Source organism: Undibacterium umbellatum, assembly GCF_014284125.1.
Classification (GTDB): Bacteria; Pseudomonadota; Gammaproteobacteria; order Burkholderiales; family Burkholderiaceae_D; genus Undibacterium; species Undibacterium umbellatum.
Genome location: NZ_JACOFX010000001.1, coordinates 275367 through 295757, shown reverse-complemented (window position 1 = coordinate 295757; position 20391 = coordinate 275367). Strand labels below are relative to the sequence as shown.

The following is a 20391-nucleotide window of genomic DNA, read 5'->3' as shown; positions in this document are numbered from 1 at the left end:
AAGGAAGCATCATGGCACTCGATCCTCTCAGCGCGGTACTGGATATCGGCGGCAAGGTCATTGACCGTTTGTGGCCGGACCCGGCTCAGGCAGCCAGCGCGAAACTTGAACTGATCAAGCTGCAGCAGTCTGGCGAACTTGCGCAGATTGCTGGGCAGATGGAAATAAACAAAGTGGAAGCGGCCAGCTCCAGCACATTTGTGGCTGGCTGGCGTCCATTTATCGGCTGGGTGTGCGGTGCTGCCTTTGCGTACAAGTTTGTCCTGGCTCCCATAGGTGCATTTGTGCTGGCAGCAGTTGGCCATCCTATCGTCATGCCTGTACTGGACTTTACAGAAATGTCTTCTGTCCTGCTGGGCATGTTGGGCCTTGGTGGCATGCGCACCCTGGAAAAGATCAAGGGCGCAGAAAGTAACCGGTAAATATGGCTGTTATTCAGATACGTGGCTTCGGAGGCATGGCACCAAGCGCCGAGCCTCACGACCTGATGGACAATATTGCGGTGCATGCGAAAAATGTGGATACACGTTTCAGCAGCTTGCGGCAGTTCTATCAACCTGCAACTGTTGGCAGTGCGAGCCCAGGGCAGACGCTGTACAAGTTCGCCAACTCGTCCACGTTCCTGACGCGTAGTGGTGATGTCAATTTTGTGCGCGGGCAGATCCCGAACGACAGCACTGAGCGCACTTATTACACTGGTGATGGTGCGCCCAAAGCCACTGACTCAAGTATGACGGTGCGCCAGCTCGGCGTTCCTAAACCAGCGGCCGCACCAATCGTGACTATCGTCAAGGAAGTGTCATTCACTACCGATGATGCTCTGGCGGCCAAGAAAAAAGCACCAACGACCATCACCAATGCCGTGCGCGATGCCATTAGCTGGCAATACAAAGGCCTGGCTGATGCTGATTTGGCTGATTTACATGCCGTTCCAGAACGGCCTTGGGAATTTGACGTTATCCGGGGCGGGCGTGTAGAAAACGGTGGATTTATTCCAAATACCCCAAGCGATGTGAATTTGATGTCGGCTGATCTCAAGTACCGCTCTGATGCGGTCGGTCTGTATGTTGGTTTGTTTGTGCGCGCCGGTGTGTGGATTCTGGATAGAGCGAAACTGACGACCTCTCTTACTGCAATTCCATCCCCTGACACGACGGCAAAAGAGGGGACAAAGCTTTTTACTCAAGAGCAGGTTACAGACTTTGTTGAAGCTGTAGAGACTTATTTTACATCGCGAGACAAAGAAATTGCCCCAATTGTTGCCAAAATCAAAGCGGCAAAACGTTCATTTGTTGATTTGGTTGTGAACCCGACGACCGTGACCAGCGCCACCAAGGGGACGGTAGATAGTTATTACACGAAGTCAGAAACGGTCGCCGCCCTCGATGCTGCTATTGCCTCTGCCGCGCTGGATGTGGTGCGCCGTGCGGATAGCTGGCAAGTCAATCGTGGGCTATCAGTTGGCCAGGCCACGACAACGATCACCGGGTTTATCGTCAAGCAGTCAGATGGAAGCAAGACCGTCAACGTGCCGGCCATGAAAAACTGGCTCGCCGCGGAGTTGCTGGCACCATCCCCGGACGCCCGCAGAGATGCCAGTGAAATTGCCGCCGCATCCAGCGAGATCTGTGAGCAGCTCGTTACGGAAGTCGCCAAATTGCGCATGCCCATATCCGGAGTGGCCGATTTGGGATCTTCAGCATTGAGTAGCATTACTGGCGTGGGCGGAAACAACGTTACTCAAACCATGATAGCCCTGCAGAGTGAACTGGAAAGCCTGGTCAAGTCTATCGAAGCCATGTCGAAAACCCTGCTCGATGGCACTGAAAAGAAAATTGCAACCCTGTTCGAAGGCGATATGGGTGGTGCCATGCCAGAAGGCGAAATTCCTATTGTCACCGCACGGGCTTACGTTTTTACCGAGGTCACTGACTGGGGCGAAGAGTCTGCTCCGTCCCCTGTGTCCAACATCATTGAACTTGATCAGAACGATACCAGCAAGCTTGTTCTGCCAGGTGCGCCAGGCGGGCGCAATATCACCAAGCGCCGTGTGTACAGAAGTGCATCAGGATCGAACACTTCGGCATTTCTGTTGCTGGGGGAATACCCAGCAGAGAAGGTCAACATTGACGACAAAGTGCCAGGAACGCAGCTCAATGAGTCTTGCCCAACATTCGGCTGGGATGAGCCACTTGAAGACTTAAAGGGGCTTGTGGGCATGCCAAACGGCATTATGCTGGGCTTTACCGATGCCACCTTGCATGCCTGCGAGCCGTACGCACCTTACGCCTGGCCAGCTAAATACGATATCCCGCTGGAGTATCCCATTGTTGGCATTGCTGTTGCCGGGCAAACGGCGGTGGTCACCACAACGGGTGTGCCTTACCTGGTAACTGGCGTCGATTCTGGCAGTCTGTCTGCTGAGAAACTGCCGCGCAACCAGTCCTGCGTATCCAAGCGCTCGATGGTGGCAATCGGTGGCTCTGTCATCTATGCATCGCCAGATGGCTTGGTTGCCGTGGAGGGTGGGGACGCTCAGGTATTCACTGGTGACATGATATCCAAGGCGGATTGGAATAAATACAATCCGTCCAGTATGTTCGCGGCTGAATATGATGGACGTTATCATGCGTTTTACACCAACCTTTCTGGTCAGCGTGGCTGTCTGGTGTTTGACCTGGCAAACAAGACGCTGGTGGAGCATGGCGGCACGGCTGACGCTGCTTACTCTGACAAGTCAACAGATACGCTGTTTGTGCTGTCTGGATCAAGTATCAATGATTTTATGCCGACCACTGGCCCGCGGATGACTTCAGTCTGGAAATCCAAGATATTCAGATTCAGCAAGCATGCGCCACTTGCATGGCTACACGTCAATGCACAGCCCGGTACGGTGAAAGTTGACATCTATGCCGAGGATGTCTTGTGGTGCACGAGGGTGATGACGGATAAGAAGCCAGTGCGCTTGCCACCTGGCCGCTACCGCGAATTTCAAATCATCATCACCACGGATATATGGGTAAATAGTGTTGTTTTGACCTCAACCACAGAAGAATTGAAGGCAGTGCAGTAATGGCGACACCTATCGATAGTGAAAAAAGTGCTCCATCAGGCGAAGCCCCGAACCTTCCATCCATACCAACAGTATCAGAAGGATCTTTGGTCAACGCCGTCAACAAAATCAAGGAAATACTGGAGACCAGGGAAGGGCGACGGGGTTCCAAGTACGAAAAAGTGGTGACGTGGCGTGACCTATGGAATGTCGGCCTGATTGCCTTTGATCGTGGTGGTAACTGGATATTTAATCAGGCGGACGGGGCGGTGCAGGGCACAACCATCATCAATGGTGGCCAGGGCATGCGCACGACGCTCGAAACCCAAATCCGAAACTCACGCGCATTCAAAGAACTTTTTCAGCGCATCAATAGCCCGGAAAGTCTGGCCGAGTTCCCAGATGAAGTACGCGCAGCGCTCTCGCGTGATCTGGCCGATGTGGCGAAGGAGTTTGGGGCAGCGATACGGGAGATGGATACGATAATCCAGAATCAGAGCCGTTCGTTTGCAATGCGCCTGCAGGAGATTACGGCAAGTGTCGATAGCGCGCAGTCTGGCGTACGGACTTTGGCATTTGCTTCTGCAACAAAGGACGATGCGCAGGCTGGACAAATCACGCAAGTTAGAGCCAGGTTAGACAATTTTGGCGGTACTGGCGTCACAGTAGAGCAAAAACTGGTTGCTACTGCGGATCGCATCAACGGGCTGTCAGGCACTTACACAGTCAAGATAGACGCCAATGGCAAGTTCGCCGGTTTTGTGCTGGCGGTTGATGCACCTGTGGGCCAGCCTGCCATATCTCAGTTCTTGATCAACGCAGATCAATTGGCCTTCTTTGCCGCGAATGGGAAAGTAAGTCCCTTTGGTGCTGATGCCAATGGTATCTATATGAACGGCAGCGTTCGCATCAATACGGGCGGTGGGCTGACGTTTGAACAGTTGGCCTACAATGCGTCTACTCCAGCCATCACGTTCATAGGCGCGTTCGCATCTGCCCCAAACGGAACAAAGAACAACGTCTATCGCAACACGACCAACGGCATAACTTACATTCACAATGGCACTGGCTGGCAGGTTTATCTCGAGGCAGGCACCAGAGGAACCGTGACACTGTATGGCACTGGCCTGTGGAATGACGGGACTGCTTCTGCAGTCGTGCAGAACGCCACTGGCAAGCCCGACAAGGTCATTGGCGACACAGTGACTCTAAGTACGTCCACATCGGCCACGACTAAATACTGGACAGGTGTTTCATGGGAGCCTGTTGGTGTCGTGATTGATGGCAATCTACTTGTAGATGGCACCTTGTCCGCTGCCAAGCTGACGGCTGGAACTGTGGTTGTCCCTTCCACCAGCTCCCGCGTGTCTATAGGGCCAGACGCCAGTGCACCCGCGCCGTTTAATCAGTCAGGCTGGAATGTCAGTCGGGCCACTGGGGTTGGACCTGCAGCATCGATATTTAACCAGGGTACGGGCTCAGGGCTTTATCTATTCAGTCAGAGCAGTGGTGACGGACTCACTGCATTTTCCCAAAGTGGGTATGCCGGCACATTCACGTCTCAGGGATCCAGTTTCTCGGCTCTGTGGGCGCGAAACGTCTACGGCGGACACGCATTCCGAGCCTATGGTGGGTCAAATGGTGGGGTTACATCGTCCGCCGTCATTGGCCTGAGTGATGGCCGGTGCTTCTATAACGAAGGTGGCACCTTTGGGCCTTTCACTGGTGCGCATGATGCTGTCATTCCCAAGGATGTGGACCTGGATATGGTCGTGGGCGATATCGTCGTTGATTATCAATTGGTTGAGCGAAACGGCGTTTCCGATACCATATTTGATGTGCGTCTCTCAGATCGCCCAATGCAAAAGACAGCGCTTGGTGTGCTCAATACCAGGGCGAACCGGTTTAGCATCGTGCCTGCCGCATTCATTGATCGTGATGCCCTTACTGTTGACGCAGATGGCAATCCGCCGGCACCCCAGGCAAAAGAGAGTTTTACTGGGTACCTACTGAACTACGATCTTTTGACGGTCAATTCTGTTGGAGAAGGGCAGATTAATGTCTGTGGTGAGAACGGTGACATTGAGGCTGGTGATTTGATTGTCACCAGCTCGATGCGGGGGAAGGGGATGCGGCAAAGTGACGATATATTGCGGAGTACTTCAATTGCCAAGGCCCGCGAGGCAGTGAAGTTCTCTGATCCGAATCAAGTCAAGATGATTGCCTGCATTTATCTTTGTGGTTAACGTCTTTGATAAGTATCCGCAATAAGGAATCTTGGATGACCACTCAATTCGACTGAATAGTCATCTAATTTCTGCAACAAATTTGTGCAGTCTTTGACCGTTTCGCCAAATATCTTAGACTGAACGTAGCTTGAGCTTTCTCCTTCTTTGTCTAAGGATGTTCTACTTTCTTCAAAAAGAGCGAGTAGACTGCCTGAACGCAAGAAAAATGTGCTAACTGGAGCCCAAAATTGTTTACCAGTAGTGGATGCAGAATATGCATATGAAAGTGCCCAAAGAAACTCTAATTTATCGAATCCATATAGGAAGTCAGTATGATTTTGAAAAAGTATTTTTGTTCTTAGCGCGAAGTAGTCTTCGATCCAGCAACTCATGGGAAAATGCTCAAACTCTTTTCCTTCTAAAAATTCTGCCTTTTCATTCATTGGATCTAGAGTCCTGCGCAGATTTAAATTGACTGATATAGGTTGAGGATCTTTTTTATCAATTAAAACTTCAGCAGCGAATAGTTCGCCAATTATTGCTAGATTCCCTGAGGCTATTGCCCCAATTCCTAGCGCATAGGTTATAAGAATTGCTGGGTAAATTTGAAATTTAACTGGAAAAGGTGAACCTTGCGCATACTTTTTTTGGGAGAGTTTTAATATTGCGCGAATCCAAGGGCGCAATTGTAAAGAATTCGACCAATAACCAGCTACAATGGCCATCTCAACCATCGTCGTGCACGCACCTTCATAGGCACGAACTCGATCCGTCAGAATAGTGTTATCGACATTATTTAGCCGTGGGCCAAAATCCGGCCCCTCTAAGATTTCAAGAAGGCGATTTGTTTCAGATGATACTAGATCATCCAGATGAATAATATATCTGTCCTCGGCTAGATACTTTTTTAAACTAATAATTGCAGCGGCAGTCGACAATGGGTGCGGGAGATTATATATATCGAGGGAATTTACAAGAACGGATAGTTTCTCGAAAAAATCGTCGGCGCCATTGATCGAAATTTCATGTGCGCCCTTATGTGTAATTAAATCTTTTGCCACTGTTCCTATAATTCCGCGACTTGACCAATAGGTCGAAAATCTACGATATGGTGCACGCAATAAGGCTTTCCTTAGAGCCTCATCCCAGTCAGCTGACCAGCCGCAGATGATCAATCCATACTCGTCAAATACACGGTCCAGTAAGCTGTTGATTTCTTTGGGATATTCTGCAAGTTCAGCTGTTGTATTGCGAATTCTAGTGTCCATATAGTCACCATGTATTTTTACGATGGTGCACGAAGCATGTACAAGAGGAAGAGCACCAGCGATGTGATCACTTGTGCTTAGTACTGTGGGAGTAATACCAACTTCATTTAGAGCAAGTTCCATTAGCCTATCAAAGTTGGTGGTGAGGATTACCCGCACGTAACCATTTTTGACGAGTTCAGCAATTGCTCGATGTGCTTTTGTTGGTTGTTTAAGTCCGTCTTCTCTTTCGCTTTCGTTTGGTTCAATATACGAACGAATTAGTTGCTGCCTTTCGGCCTGCGTCCTACAAAGCGTGTCAAGTAGTTCCGAATAGTCTGGCTGTTTGTCATAAACCGAAACGTACCAAGCTACGGGATCAGGTTCACAGTTTGCATTTTCAAGTTGCGCCACTTTTCGAACTAAATCCAGCGTTATTTCCCAGCCTGTTGGTATAGAAGAAGCTCGCGAAACCCCAGAGCCAAGCAGCAATGCGTAGACCCCCTTGTTGGCAGACATCGAAAATGCAAGAGAGCTAGTAGTGTCTATATTGATCGTCATGATTAAATTGCATCCTTGGTAAAAATCGCAATCATTACGGTAGAGGGATTTTACATAAAATGCAATTCATTTTAACAAACTGAAAACAATTGATTTCGATCCCCAGTTGCTTGGGAAACTTGACCCTGATTGCTCAGCGTGTGACGTGGAGTTAATCTCAAGGTCATGAGAAAACAGATAGCCATCGCACTTGCGCAACACATAGGTAAGCCACTTACCCCAGAGGTCGCGGTCGCAATCGCACGCGAACTTTGCGATAGCCAAGATAAAACTCCAGACACAAAGCAGTTCCCGCCCCAAAATTACGGCGAATACCTCATTCAAGCTGAGCTGGTACGCGACAGCTTGCCAGAGCTGCATTTGCTGCATGAACGTCACTACCTCGAAACCGAGCTGCACCGCGCAAGCATTCCGCTGAACCCAGACTATGACGCCGTTCTTGACCGTGAACATCAGGGCGGCTTACTGCAATTTACTGCCAGGGTTGAAGCGACAGGGGAACTTGTCGGCAACATGCGGGTATATCTCTCACAAAGCATTCACACTCAGACACTTGTCTGCACCGAGGACACCTTTTACCTGGTTCCAGAGCATCGGGGCGGTTTCCTGGCCGTCCGCTTGTGGCAGTACGTTGAACGCTGGTGCATCGCCATAGGTGTGCGTGAAATTTATTTCGACTCAAAGACCATCAACAGCGCCGATTCGATGGCGCGGTATCTTGGCTATAAGCCAGTTGCCATTAAATTTGCAAAGGTATTTTAATTATGTGTTCATCTGACGCACCAGACATGAGCGGGGCCAATGCGGCCGCATTGCAGCAGGCGAATCTGAGTAAAGAGCAGCTTGACTGGATGAAGCAGATCTATGCCGAGACTGCTCCAGACCGTAAAGCGGCTACTGATCGGGCGAATTATGTCTCAGACAAGCAGCTTGAGGCCATGGATCTGCAGTCCAAGTTGACCAAGGACTACTCGGATTATCAGTCCAAGGTATTCCGCCCGTTAGAAACCGGCATTGTCAAAGAAGCAGAAAACTACGACACCAAGGAGAGGCGTGACGCTGAAGCTGCTAAGGCGGTATCGGACGTCAATCAGGCTTTTGGCGCTACGCGGGATTCGACTTCGCGCAATATGCAGCGCATGGGAGTCAATCCAGCATCAGGCGCATTTGCCGCAGGCCAGCAACAACTGGATGCGCAAAAAGCTCTGGCGACCGTCCAAGGCATCACTGGAGCTCGGGATAAGGTTCAAACACTCGGTTATGCTCGCAAGATGGATGCTGCCAATTTGGGCCGCAATCTTGCCAGCAACCAGGCTACCTCAGCTGGTGTGGCGCTGAACCAGGGTAACTCTGCAGTAGCGAATGGCCAGGTCGGGTTGTCAGTTGCCAACCAGGGCGCGCAAATGATGAACTCTGGCTATGCTGGTGCGCAGCAAGGTCTTGCCGGCGCTGCCAATACCTATAGCAATATTGCTGGCATACAGCAAAAGGCTGGCGATAATTCGGGAGTCATGGGGGCAGTTGGTAATTTTGCAGGGCAGGCATTTGCTGCGGGCAAGCTATTCGGCGTTTCTGACAAAAACCAGAAAGAAGATGTTGAACGAGTTAATCCAGAAAAAGCTTTGGAAGCGGTAGAGAAAACGCCAGTATCTGAGTGGCAGTACAAGGGCAGCAGTTTTGCAGCAGACCATGGCATTCGTCATATTGGGCCTATGGCGCAGGATGTCCAAAAGAATATGGGCGAAAAAGCGGCTCCTGGCGGTACTCAGATTGATTTGGTCAGTCTGAACGGCACGGCAATGGCTGCTATCCAAGCATTGAGCAAAAAGGTTGAGTCTTTAGCGACGTCGCAAGGTATAAGAAAAAGAAATTAAGATTCCGAAGTTTTCTTTGGAGGCGATGGATCTGGCCAACTTTCTGGAGCCTGTATTGTAAATTGATCAGAGCTTATGCCAAAAACGTGTGCTTCGGCATCGGCTGTCTGTGGATTTAAATGTTCAAGCTTTTCAGGATTGAGCAGCAAGTCAAGAATTTGTTCGACTTCGCCCGAGTCAGTCGGTAAGTCCAAATTTTTGGCAACCGAAAGTCGGATTTTTTCATTTTCCTGGTTGAGATCTATTTCGATTGCCAGATGCCTTATGATCTCAATTAGTCTTGTGTCCGCATCGTTCTGTCTCTTTGATAGTTGATCGAGATATTCAAGTAGTTTTTGAGAACTGTTGCTCATACGGACTCCTTCTGGACTAGGTTCTTTGCGACTAGTACTTCTTTTTGGCACTCAACTGCAATTTTTTGATCCTTGGGAATTTTTAGTTTTGGCTCTTTCATTTCAAGTTCCAAGAATATTTTCCTCAATTTTTCATACTCTGAATTTATTGACTTATTCCCAGGCGATGCTAAGTGAGTGTCCCACAAATCAGCATAACGAATCCGCAAATCCGCCCATAGGCCAGCATGATTTGCTGAGACTTCTACCTTTTTACCATAGGCCAAAAGTGGAGATGCAATAGATACGATTGCAGTGCATGATGAAAGAAATTTCCATATGACAGGGTATGCCTCCCATACCGACCAACCTGCCACAGTGCCAGATGCAAAAATGGCGAGAAAGAGTTTGACGTAGTAGTCTCTCGTTTCATATTTTTCAGTCACTTTCGTCCAGTAACGACTGTTCAAGTCTGAATCTAACATCGCACGCCATAGCTGTTTTTCCATGTGGTGCATGCCCCAGTCGTCAAAAGTGGATTGTCATGATGAAAACAAAATTCAGAATGTCAGTCTGCCATAAGTGAGTCAGTGGATTGTCGACTATCTAAAAATAAACACGCTTGCGTATTATTTTTGCAACTCGCTTTGTAAGGACGCTCAATTCTTTGTACTGATATCAGAAATTTGACCCTACTTCAAATGACTCGCAAAAACCAGCACCATAAACCCTATTTGTAGCGTTTGAACTAGCGCGTTTGCTGGTACGCTGCGCAAGGATTGCAAATGAGCAAAGGTGCATTGGCTTTTTTGGCTGGGCTGGGTTCAGGGTATTTGAGTGAAGGTAGGCGTCAGGAAGATAAAGCCCGGCAGGAAAAGTTTGATCAGATCCGTTTTGACGAGGCGGACAGAGCAAAGTCTGAATGGGATCTGAACGAGAAAAAACGCAAGGATATCGCGGAAGCTGCCAAAGATGGCGGCGAAGTGGTTGAGGATGCACAGGTTGTTTCCGGCTTGGCTGCTAAACCTGCGACCTATCAAGATAAAGACCTGGCGGCCTCTGATACACGAGAAGGTAACCGCATGTTGCGCCAGGCTCCGGGTGGATTTGCCGCAATTCAAGGTATTTCACAACCTGCCGCAGATCCTTCTACAGCCACCGGCTCGAATGTCGTTCCCATGGCCGTGTCAGAAGGAGTCGTTCCGCGCGAATCAGCCACCCCAACAGGTAGCCAAGCCCAGCCAATAGCCACGCAGCAAGGCGTGACCATGACACCTTTGGGCAGGCCTATGTTTCAAGGCAAAGAGTATGCCGATAGCGGAACGTCCAAGAATGCTGCTGAATCTTTTAACTCACCAGATGCACGGAATGCCCGCATTGCTCAGGCCATGCGCGCCAATGGCGATCATGAAGGTGCAATGCGTATTGAGGCGAACGCCAAGCAGGCCGCATTGCAAGACTTCCAGATGAAGGTCGCCAACCATAACTGGAGCCAACAAATTAGGAGTGAGGGTGTGAGCGACGCATTTAAAGCGCTCAAACTCGGGGATTCCGCTGGAATGGTTGAGTCGTTCAACAAGTCAGGTAAGTACAAAATCGTCGGTGATGCTCAGATAACACCATCTCAAATCAGACTGCCTGACGGTTCAACTAGATCCAATAATATTGCCGTTTTCAACATCGCAAAACAAGATGGTACTGTGGTGCCAATGAAAATAAGCACGGATGAGCTGGAAAAAACGCTGATAAAGGCTGAAGACTTCGCCAAGATCAACATTCAGGCTGAAGCTGATGCATTGAAGCGCAAATTTGATGCTGATCAAACAGATAAACAACTGAAACATTCAGAAAAGATGCAACAAGCTTCTTTGGGTGCCCAGTATGCCCGATTGGCACAGGATGAGCGGCACTATCAGGATGGACTTCCAGCAGGGAAGATCAAGAATATCGAAGCCGCGCTCAAAGACTACACAATGCCAACTGAAAAGCGTAAGGAATTGCTCGGGATTGACAATCTGGATCAGAAAACTCGCCTTTTAGTAAATAGTAATCTGAAAGAAAGTGATCAACTGCAGGCTGCGATGAATACTGCGATGGCTAAGGGTGAGTGGTTGCCAGATAGCACCGGAGCAAAAGCGCTGCAAACGCGCCAGGTAGTTTTGTCTGAATCATTGCGCAATCTGTTGGGCGGCACAACAACTAAGAAAAGTGCAGACCCTTTGGGACTTTATGGGGCCGATACAGGTAATGCTGAGAAACCGCCTAGCCAAGCGGCCAGCGCAGTGGCCCCCAATAAACCCCCTGTAAAACCAGTCCGTGTTCCCCGTGCATCCGAATACAAGGGAGAAGCTGACAGTCAACAATTGTGGAGCAACTTGAAATCCATCGCCGCAACAGTCGGTAGTGGCATTAAAACGGTTGGTGATAATTACGACAAAATTGAAAAAACTGACGAGTTGCGAAAAGTACGCAGCCGAATTGAAAGCAACCTCATGCTGACCGAAGCGCAAAAGAAATTCGCAATTGATAACGGTCTTTTGACGAAGGATTAAAACATGCCAAATATCGCTGAAATTAGAAAACAAATACCTTCCCTGAGCGGACTTGACGATCAATCAGCATTGGATGTGATACACCAAGTCTACTATCCAGACAGAGATAAAACAGAGTTGGGGAAACTGATTGGTGTGGAGTCCAAGAAGATTGAGACTGCTGGTGCGGGCATTGGCCGCACAATTGGCGACATGGGTATCAAGCTTGGCCAGGGTATTGTTGACGTAGGTGCGGGCGTCGTTGGCTTGGGCAGCCTGGCGACTGGCGGCGAATTTGGCAAGGCCATGCGTGCAACAGGCTTTGATCCCGTACGCACAAACCAAATGCTAGGCGAATACCTGAGTTATGATCAGAAAGCTGCCGAAGCTAACGTGGCTTCGGTTGATGGTTTCGTCGATTCAGCAGTCGAACTGATCAAGAACCCGCGCGCGCTGTCCGGCAGCATCACCCAATCTCTTCCGGCGATGGCTACCAGCATGGGCATTACCAGTGCCCTTGCCAGCAAAATGGCATTGCGTGCGGCCATGGGAACAGCGGAAGGGGCTGCCGCTCATGCCGCAGCAATCAACGCAGGCAGGACTGGGGCAGAGGCAGCGAAGGCTGCACTGAGCACACAGGCTGGCTCTACTGCTGCTCAGTCTGCTGTAGAGGCGGCCAGTGGACGCTTGATTGCAACTGGCGCAGCATCAGAAGGCGCGCAAGGTGGTGGGCACATTGCTGACAATGCCCAGGCAGCAGGGCGTAGTTACAGCGATTACGCGTTACCTGCCTTGGCTGCTGGTGCCGGAACAGGACTGCTGGCCTTTGGTGCTGGCAAACTGATGGGCGATGCCGCAACTCAACTGGCAACTGGTTCCAGGGCAGCTGGTATGACAGGTTCAATTCCCAGTCGTATTGGTAAAGCCGCTTTTTCCGAAGGCGTGCTCGAAGAAATGCCGCAATCTGCCCAGGAACAGTATTTCACGAATATTGCGATGGGTGAGCAGGATCGCATGAAGGGCGTCGCTGCTGCTGGCGGGTCTGGTCTGGTCACTGGTGCAGCGATGGGCGGCATCATGGGCGGGTTTCAGCGCCACGGCACGCCACGTCAAGCAGAGAATGGGCAACCTGGCAGTGCTGATGCCGCAACTGATGCGCCATTGCTGCCAGAATCAGGTGCGCTGACACGGGCGGCAAATGCAGGTTTGCGTAACCAACCATACACGGGCATGGATGCGGTGATTCAGGCTGCCAGGGGTGAAAACCCTTCATTGGTAAGGGAGTTGACACAACCCAGGGATGCGTTTCATGTAGAGCCTGCAGACGATGCGCCACAGAGCATTGCAGACTTGTTGGCAAGGCCAGCACCTGCGGCGCAGGCAAGTGCAATTCCTGAGTCAGTGTCGAATCAAACTGTGGCAGCGCCCGCAGAAGAACTCTTGGTAAATGGCAACGGCCTGCCATTCATGACAAGATTTGCTGCTGAACTGAAAAACAAGCAGCTTGGTGATATCTATGACGTGGTGCCCATGGATGACGGCTTTGCTCTGCAATTGCGTCAACAGCAGGAAGATCCATCCGAATTGCTGGCTGCGCGCCAAAGCATGTCAGCCCCGACAGGGTTTGGCGAACATGCTCAAATGGAGCAACTACTTGCCGAGGAGCGCGCAAAAAGCCAGGTCTCGGTGCCGGAAGCTCAAGAACCAAGCTTTGAAGAGCAGTTGCGCCAGGTGGACGAGCGCACGCAAGCAAGTGATGCGCAGCGTGCCGCTGAAGCCCGGCAAGCGATTATTGACAGTGTTGTCAATGACACTTCTGTCCCCATGGAAGGAAAAAAGGCCGCATTTGCAGAGGCATTGCAGAGGGAAGGGTATAGAGATACTACGGTTACAGAAGCGGATCACGCAGCAATTGACTCCGCAATCAATGCCGCTACACCCATAGGCACCCCCAACGAAATGGAAGTGGAAACCCTGGTGCCTGAGAAATCCGCACCAGTGACACCTGTTGGTAAGAACAATTTCACCAAGGTCAATCAGGCCATCAAAGACGGCTATAAGCTGGCTGGCAAGGCACTGGTTAGCCCAACTGGCAAGCGATTCAATCTCAATTCTGCCGAATTGAAGCATGCCACCAAGATGCTGGCAAAGAACGAAACGCCAGCTCCCAGTGCGACACCTGGTGTTTTGCCAGGCGATATTCAGCACCCGAAAGGTTTCCCGTTCAAAACCAAAATTGCCGCAAAAGATGAGCAAAAAAAACAGGGCGGTACCGTGGTATCTGTTCCCGGTGGCTATGTAGTTAGACCTGATGCAAGAACAGTTGAGCCGACCCCAGTAGTGCCAGAGGAAGCAAAAACCGCTACGCCAGTTCAGGCAGAAACAAAAAGCAAAGAATGGCATGCATTCGGCGAGGACTCCGGCACCCTGAATATTCCACGTTCAGAAATGCCGCAGATCAAGGCAGAGCATCGTGGCGCCATGGTGAATTTCTTCAAGGGCAGGGATATAGAGAGCAAGCAGGAAACTGTGAAGGCCGACAGCCTGAAGCCGACACAAATGGAGTATTCCCCGGCGAAAGTAGAGGCTGCCAAGAATTATGAAGGCGGGAACCGCTCCATTCTGGTGTCATCGGATGGGCATGTCTTGGATGGGCACCATCAATGGCTGGCCCAGAAAGAGCAGGGCGAAGATGTCAATGTTATCCGACTCGATGCACCTATCAAGGATTTGCTGGAAGCTGTCAAACAGTTTCCAAGCGCCCGGGCTGCGGAAGGATCAACTGAGGCCAAGGGCAGCCAGGAGGACAAGACCAGCACGGCGGAATCCGACGATGATGGAAAATCGAAATCACGAATAGAGGACTTCGGTGAAAAAATTGTCGGCGCAAAAAAAGAACTCTGGGCCAGCTATCAGCATCGAATTACAGATGAATTGCCAGGTGACTTGAGCGAAATCACCCTTTCCAAGCATTTTCCTGAACCGGATTATGAAAAGATGATTGCTGGCGGCTCTGATATCAGGGTGTTGGCAGCGATAAAGGCTATGCGGGACGAGCTCCCGACTAAGCCGAAAATGCCTTATAAGTTGAAGAATTGGGCTGAACAGGTCAAAGTTCTTCGGCAATTTGCGAGCGAGTTGGTGGACGGCAAGATCGAAATTGGCCAATTGCTTTCGAAGATGCAAACTTCAAAACTGACTAAATTTGCTGAAAAAATAAAGCTGTACGTTGATCTAGGTTATCCAAATTTCAAATTGGCCAAGGGATATTCTATTGAGGAAGGGCACTACACCGTGTTCAACGGTGTTTCTTACCCAGGCGGGATTGATCGTACCGAGATTCTGAAAGACAACCGACATGTTGCCTTTTTCTTAGATTATCAGCAGGCACTGGCGGCGTTGAGCGCTAACCTGGCTGTAGCGCCTGAGCGCACCGGTAAGACGGTAAAACTTGACCTGTACGCCAGGAATTCAAGCCGCGAGGTCATTATTGGCAAGAAGGTGGCCAGCAATAAGTACATTGATTTGAAATCTGGATTTACATCCGCTGCGGAGGCACGGAAGTATCTTGCCGAACACGAGAGCGAATTGCTCGAGCTCCTGGCCAAGAAAAAGCAGGTGCTACCCGAGCGACGTGATGCGAACGCCCCGCGAGTTGGCATGGACAGGCTAAGCGGCGAGAACGTATCACCAGAGAAGTTTGCCGGCGAGTTTGGCTTCCGTGGTGTGCAATTCGGCAATTATGTCGAGCAGTCAAAACGAGCCAACGACCTCAATAATGCCTACGATGCCTTGCTGGATCTGGCAGATCTGATCAATATCCCAAGCAGGGCGGTTTCACTTAATGGGACGTTAGGGCTGGCTTTTGGCGCGCGCGGTAGTGGTGGTAAGAATGCTGCGTCGGCGCACTATGAGTCAAATAATGTCGTCATTAATCTCACCAAGTCTAATGGTGCCGGTAGCCTTGCTCATGAATGGTGGCATGCACTGGATAACTACTTTGGCAGAATGCGCGGCAGTACCCAAGATAACCTGACCGATTCGCCGAAGGTTAAGAAAGTCTATGGCCCGAACAATAAAATAGTCGACGATACCAGTATCAGGCCTGAGACCATTGCTGCCTTTAATGGAGTGGTTAAAGCAATTGAGGCCTCGGGTATGCCTTTCCGCTCCATAGAGCTTGATAACAAACAATCAAAAAATTACTGGTCCACAATTGCCGAGATGTCCGCGCGGGCATTTGAGAGCTATATCATCGATAAGGCCTCAGCATTAGATAAGTCGAACGACTATCTGGCCAATATTCTTGGCGAAGATCTGCACCGGGTACGTAATGAAATGCTTGGTGAAAATGAGCCATATCCTTACCCTACAAAGGATGAAGCACAGAAAATCAATAGTGCGTTCGATGCTCTGTTTAACACCCTAAAGACCAAGGAAACTGAGAAAGGGATTGCACTTTTTAGGCGCGGGGGATTCTTTGGCATGTTCGATCAGGGAATCGATAAAGTTGATCTCAGTAATGATATTGCCAAAATTGTCAAAAATTGGGGTAATGCTCCAAAGATTAATTCGGTTCAATCTGTAGAAGACCTACCATTTGAAGCCCCCGACGATGCCCGTGGCGCTTTCCATAACGGCCAGGCCTGGCTGGTTGCCGATAACCTGCAAAACACACAAGAAGCGCAATTTGTACTGTTTCACGAAGTGCTGGGACATGCTGGCCTGCGTGGGGCATTTGGTGAGGATCTGGCACCGGCACTGCGTTCCATCGGGATGAAAAACCGCAAAATTGCCGAGGCAGCAGCCAAGTGGCGCAAGGAAAACGCGGATATCAAGGGTAACCGTAGTGACGACGCATTCTTGACCATATCGATCGAGGAAGTACTTGCCGACATGGCGGGCACTGGCCGTGAAATCAATGGTTTGGAGAAGTTGCTTGCCAAGCTTCAATCGGTCTTGCGCGCCATTGGCCTTGATAAAGTGGCAAACTGGCTGGAAAACGCCACCAATGCCGAGGCATTGCAGATGCTGGCATTAGCACGAGAGCATATTGAACTGGGCGCAAAATCCCATGTGTTTGGGGACGTAGAGGCCCGCGCCCTCTCACGCACAACACCGCCAACATTGGAGGAACTGCTTGCAAGTAATCCCGAAGAGATTACAATTGAAGCACCAATTGTCTCGAAAGCAGAAATTGAAAGAGCCGCGTCCGTATTCCTATCCACTTTCCCTGAGGGAACCGCCAAACACCTTTCCGACTCGGCCACCGTCCGCAAGGCAAAACGTTACTCGGACCGTGCAGCCCAAGACCTTGCAAGAGCAGGAGGAAATCCGGAAGAATCGCAAAGAAGCTCGTCGCAAGCTTTGGGACCTTTCACTGGATACACCACAGAAGGAAGAATAGAGCAAGATTTGTTCGGTCGTGATCACTTGGTCATTGATGTTTTTGGCAAAGAACAGACTGAGGCTGATCTTGATGATATTCCTGCCCTCACCATTGAGGTTGGAACTGATGGTGAGTTTTCAATTTATGCGCTGCCGTCTGATACCAGTACATACGAAGAGTTTGTAAAACGTGGCTGGGCAGAGCCGGCGACTGGCAAAAACAAAGAAATCCAATATTTTGCTGGCGCTGACGGTGCATTCTGGACGCGCCTTACCGGTTCCAAACCATCCGATATACTTCCACTGCTTGGCGATATCCATGCTCGTGTATTGGCGTGGACCGGTCAGCCTTATGTGGGGCTGTCCTGGATACGCTCCACTGGAGCGTCAGGCGGTTTGGATGGACACCGGGCCGCAATTTTGTTTTCTCGCTCTGGGAAAGGCACTTTTGCAGAAGCACATGACATTCTCAGATCAGCAAATACTTTGTCTGAAGCGGCCAGTACAGTTCGCTCCCTTTTTGACAAGAACAGCAAGTTCAATATTTGGGACCGTACGATCGGTACCCAGTTCAACAAAGCCAAGAAAGACGCCGATTTCAAAAAGGTCTTTGATGCCAGCCAGCAGCAAATTGACGACACCGCGCACTTTGCCATAGAGGCAGAGCGCTTGGCCCCAAGTATTTTGCGTCGTCTGGATTCTATTCGAGACAACGCCAAGGCTGTGTTTTCCAGCGACAAAGACCACCAAGCCAACCTCAAAGCTGTATCTGAAGTGCTTTTTGCGAACATTGAGGGCAAGAAGGGCGTGCAGCAAAAAGTCTTTACTGACGCCGAGCTACGGACCAATTTCGATCTGACAGATAGCCAGATTGAAATGTATCGCGAGGCACGACAGGCCGTCGACACTTCCCTGGATCGTCTCGCGCAATCCACCATTGCATCGATGGGCCAGGCAAATGGCATGGATATCTCTAATCTGAAGAATGCAACGGTCGCCGAAACCGTTCAGGCAGTCAAAGATTATTTTGATAACGGGACCATGAGCAAGGGCGTGCCTGGTACCACCATCACCAGAAGTGATGAGCTCTATCAGCGCATTGATGACTTGGTCGCTTTCTCCGAAGAATTGAAGTCAAAAGGGTATATGCCGGCTATGCGCTTTGGTGAACATACCGTGCTGGTGACTGACCCGAGTACAAAAGAAGTGGTGTACTTTGGTATGCACGAAACCCATTTAAAAGCGAACATGGATTACATCAAAGCCCAAAAAGACTTTGCTGGCATGGAGGTGGAAAAGGGCAGGCTCAATAAAGATGCATTTGCCATGTTTAAGGGCGTCTCGCCAGAGACAATTGAGCTGTTTTCCAAGTTCACGGGCACCGATAAAAACGAAGCATTCCAGGAATACATTGCCCTGGCCAAGGCCAGCAGATCCAGTATGAAGCGTATGCTGGAGCGCCAGGGGATTGCCGGGTTCTCAAAGGATCTTGACCGGGTGCTGGCATCCTTCATCACGTCTAATGCCCGTCAAACCTCGGTCAACGCCAATGCGCACCTGGTTACAGAGGCTTTATCAAGTGAGATGCTGACGAAGAAAGGCGACGTACAGCGCGAGGCTCAGAAACTGGTCGAGTACCTGTCTAATCCACAAGAGGAAGCGCAAAAGTTGCGCGGCTACATGTTCCTGCACTTTATTGGTGGATCAATTGCCTCTGCAGCGGTTAACTTGACCCAGCCGGTACTTCAGACCACTCCATTCCTGTCGCAGTATGCTGGCAAGAAAACAGCCAGCATCATGGCGTCGTCGGCAAAAATGGCGGTTACTGGGAAAGTCAGCAATCAAGAACTTGCAGCAGCCCTGGCGCGTGCAAAGGCTGACGGCATTACTGATCCGCATGAGATACACAACCTGATGGCTGATGCGTCGGGTTCTACGCTTGGGACCAGTGTCCGGGCCCGGGCCATCACAAAGCTGTGGGGATCGTTCTTTTCTGCGTCTGAAGCCTATAACCGTCGCTTAACGTTCTTGGCTGCCTACCAGACTGGCCAGGGGATGACCAGCGAGGCATTGAAGGAAACGGGTTTTGAAACAATCTATGATTTTGCGAAGAACGCCATCATTGAAACCCAAGGCCTGTATAGCAAGGCAAACCGCCCTAACTGGGCACGTGGAGCTGTTGGCGCCACCTTGTTCACATTCAAGCAGTTCTCGATCAGCTATGTTGAATTCCTGACCCGGCTGCCGGCTAAACAAAAAATGCTGGCACTTGGGCTGCTGGTGTTGGCCGCTGGCCTGCAGGGCTTGCCGTTCGCCGACGACATTGAGGATCTGATTGATACCGTTGGGGAAAGCTTGGGCTACAACACGAACAGCAAAAAAGCCCTGCGACTGGCCATGAAGAGCTATCTGGGCGAAACACTGGGCGGCATAGTTACAAATGGCCTGTCCACGCAAACCGGTGTGGATTTGCACGGCCGCCTTGGTATGGGCAATCTGATTCCTGGTTCAGCTATTTTCAAACAGTCGGAAACTGACAAGAGCAGGGATGTACTGGAAGCTGCTGGAGCATTTGGTGGCATCCTGCAGGCTTTCATGAAATCTGTGGGCAAGGTACAGGATGGCGATATCTTTGGTCCTCAAGGTGCACTGATGCAAGCAGCTCCTGGGGCAGTCAAGAATGTAGCCCAGAGCGTCAGTATGGCAACCAGCGGTTATTACAAAGATACAAAGGGGCGTAATGTCGAAAAAGTCGATTTGATGGACGCCGCTGCTAAGGCCGTAGGTCTTCAGCCTCAACACATTGCTGAAAGTTCTCGCGCACGACAGGATGAGGTCCAAGACATTGCCATGATCAAAAACATGCAGGCAAACATTGCGGACAAGTGGGCGCATGCCTTGGCAGAAGGCGATCAGGATGGCGTTGCAGATGCCCGTAAAGAAATGTTGAGCTGGAACGAGAAAAACCCAGAGAGCCGGATTAAAATTGACGTCACTGCGATTCGCCGCAGAGTCATTGAAATGCGAAAAACGGCAAATGCACGTTTGTTGAAAACTGCACCAAAATCCACTCGGGCGAGTGTGAGGGAGGCGTTAAATTGAATCTCAATCTTTATTGGATATTGGTCGGCCTGGCATTGCTTGGGGTGATGTTTTCGAGCATTGAGATGTTTTTCGG

General features: G+C 50.4%; 12 protein-coding genes. 7 read left to right on the top strand and 5 right to left on the bottom strand.

Annotation, left to right across the window (positions count from 1 at the left end; genetic code table 11):
- Nucleotides 1-11 precede the first annotated feature (11 nt).
- Genes H8L47_RS01320 through H8L47_RS01310 form a run of 3 tightly spaced genes read left to right on the top strand, consistent with a single transcriptional unit; the run spans nt 12 to nt 5298 of the window.
- Nucleotides 12-422, top strand: coding sequence for a holin family protein (locus tag H8L47_RS01320; protein WP_186951436.1), 411 nt, complete (start codon nt 12-14; stop codon nt 420-422).
- A gap of 2 nt (nt 423-424) precedes the next feature.
- Nucleotides 425-3073, top strand: coding sequence for a hypothetical protein (locus H8L47_RS01315; RefSeq protein WP_186951435.1), 2649 nt, complete (start codon nt 425-427; stop codon nt 3071-3073).
- Complete coding sequence (locus H8L47_RS01310; protein WP_186951434.1) at nt 3073-5298, top strand: phage tail tip fiber protein; 2226 nt, start codon at nt 3073-3075, stop codon at nt 5296-5298. The genes H8L47_RS01315 and H8L47_RS01310 overlap by 1 nt, the downstream gene beginning before the upstream one ends.
- Here H8L47_RS01310 and H8L47_RS01305 read toward each other — a convergent pair.
- Complete coding sequence (locus tag H8L47_RS01305) at nt 5295-7088, bottom strand: SIR2 family protein (RefSeq protein ID WP_186951433.1); 1794 nt, start codon at nt 7086-7088, stop codon at nt 5295-5297. The two genes, H8L47_RS01310 and H8L47_RS01305, sit on opposite strands and share 4 nt — an antisense overlap.
- A 165-nt stretch (nt 7089-7253) precedes the next feature.
- Between H8L47_RS01305 and H8L47_RS01300 the strand changes: the two genes are divergently transcribed.
- Together H8L47_RS01300 and H8L47_RS01295 are read left to right on the top strand one after the other, a co-directional pair.
- A complete protein-coding gene (locus tag H8L47_RS01300; RefSeq protein ID WP_186951432.1) occupies nt 7254-7850 on the top strand; it encodes a GNAT family N-acetyltransferase in 597 nt (198 codons plus the stop codon).
- Nucleotides 7851-7852: 2 nt separating this feature from the next.
- Nucleotides 7853-8962 carry a tail fiber domain-containing protein gene (locus H8L47_RS01295; protein WP_222616361.1) on the top strand — a complete coding sequence of 370 codons (1110 nt, stop codon included), beginning with the start codon at nt 7853-7855 and terminating at the stop codon, nt 8960-8962.
- Here the strand turns inward: H8L47_RS01295 and H8L47_RS01290 are convergent.
- Both H8L47_RS01290 and H8L47_RS01285 read right to left on the bottom strand, forming a co-directional pair.
- Nucleotides 8959-9315: a hypothetical protein gene (locus H8L47_RS01290; RefSeq protein ID WP_186951430.1), complete on the bottom strand. Its 357-nt coding sequence runs from the start codon at nt 9313-9315 to the stop codon at nt 8959-8961. The genes H8L47_RS01295 and H8L47_RS01290 overlap by 4 nt on opposite strands.
- A complete protein-coding gene (locus H8L47_RS01285; protein WP_186951429.1) occupies nt 9312-9803 on the bottom strand; it encodes a hypothetical protein in 492 nt (163 codons plus the stop codon). The genes H8L47_RS01290 and H8L47_RS01285 overlap by 4 nt, the downstream gene beginning before the upstream one ends.
- A gap of 276 nt (nt 9804-10079) precedes the next feature.
- Between H8L47_RS01285 and H8L47_RS01280 the strand changes: the two genes are divergently transcribed.
- The gene (locus H8L47_RS01280; protein ID WP_186951428.1) at nt 10080-11846 is read left to right on the top strand and encodes a hypothetical protein; all 1767 of its coding nucleotides are present in this window, start codon (nt 10080-10082) and stop codon (nt 11844-11846) included.
- A gap of 63 nt (nt 11847-11909) precedes the next feature.
- Here the strand turns inward: H8L47_RS01280 and H8L47_RS01275 are convergent, their stop codons facing one another.
- The gene (locus H8L47_RS01275) at nt 11910-12170 is read right to left on the bottom strand and encodes a hypothetical protein (RefSeq protein WP_186951427.1); all 261 of its coding nucleotides are present in this window, start codon (nt 12168-12170) and stop codon (nt 11910-11912) included.
- Between the two features lie 75 nt (nt 12171-12245).
- Nucleotides 12246-12401 (bottom strand): hypothetical protein, encoded by a 156-nt coding sequence (locus H8L47_RS01270; protein ID WP_222616360.1) that lies wholly within the window; start codon nt 12399-12401, stop codon nt 12246-12248.
- A gap of 111 nt (nt 12402-12512) precedes the next feature.
- On the opposite strand from H8L47_RS01270, the gene H8L47_RS01265 reads away from it, so the two are divergent.
- Nucleotides 12513-20315 (top strand): PLxRFG domain-containing protein, encoded by a 7803-nt coding sequence (locus H8L47_RS01265; RefSeq protein ID WP_186951425.1) that lies wholly within the window; start codon nt 12513-12515, stop codon nt 20313-20315.
- The last annotated feature ends 76 nt before the right edge of the window (nt 20316-20391 follow it).

Bases quoted from the DNA above. Each gene is read 5' to 3' on its own strand.
- H8L47_RS01280 (WP_186951428.1), top strand. From the start codon at position 10,080: ATGAGCAAAGGTGCATTGGCTTTTTTGGCTGGGCTGGGTTCAGGGTAT.
- H8L47_RS01295 (WP_222616361.1), top strand. From the start codon at position 7,853: ATGTGTTCATCTGACGCACCAGACATGAGCGGGGCCAATGCGGCCGCA.
- H8L47_RS01285 (WP_186951429.1), bottom strand. From the start codon at position 9,803: ATGGAAAAACAGCTATGGCGTGCGATGTTAGATTCAGACTTGAACAGT.
- H8L47_RS01305 (WP_186951433.1), bottom strand. From the start codon at position 7,088: ATGACGATCAATATAGACACTACTAGCTCTCTTGCATTTTCGATGTCT.
- H8L47_RS01270 (WP_222616360.1), bottom strand. From the start codon at position 12,401: ATGAGCGGCAGCCCCTTCCGCTGTTCCCATGGCCGCACGCAATGCCAT.
- H8L47_RS01300 (WP_186951432.1), top strand. From the start codon at position 7,254: ATGAGAAAACAGATAGCCATCGCACTTGCGCAACACATAGGTAAGCCA.
- H8L47_RS01290 (WP_186951430.1), bottom strand. From the start codon at position 9,315: ATGAGCAACAGTTCTCAAAAACTACTTGAATATCTCGATCAACTATCA.
- H8L47_RS01315 (WP_186951435.1), top strand. From the start codon at position 425: ATGGCTGTTATTCAGATACGTGGCTTCGGAGGCATGGCACCAAGCGCC.
- H8L47_RS01310 (WP_186951434.1), top strand. From the start codon at position 3,073: ATGGCGACACCTATCGATAGTGAAAAAAGTGCTCCATCAGGCGAAGCC.
- H8L47_RS01320 (WP_186951436.1), top strand. From the start codon at position 12: ATGGCACTCGATCCTCTCAGCGCGGTACTGGATATCGGCGGCAAGGTC.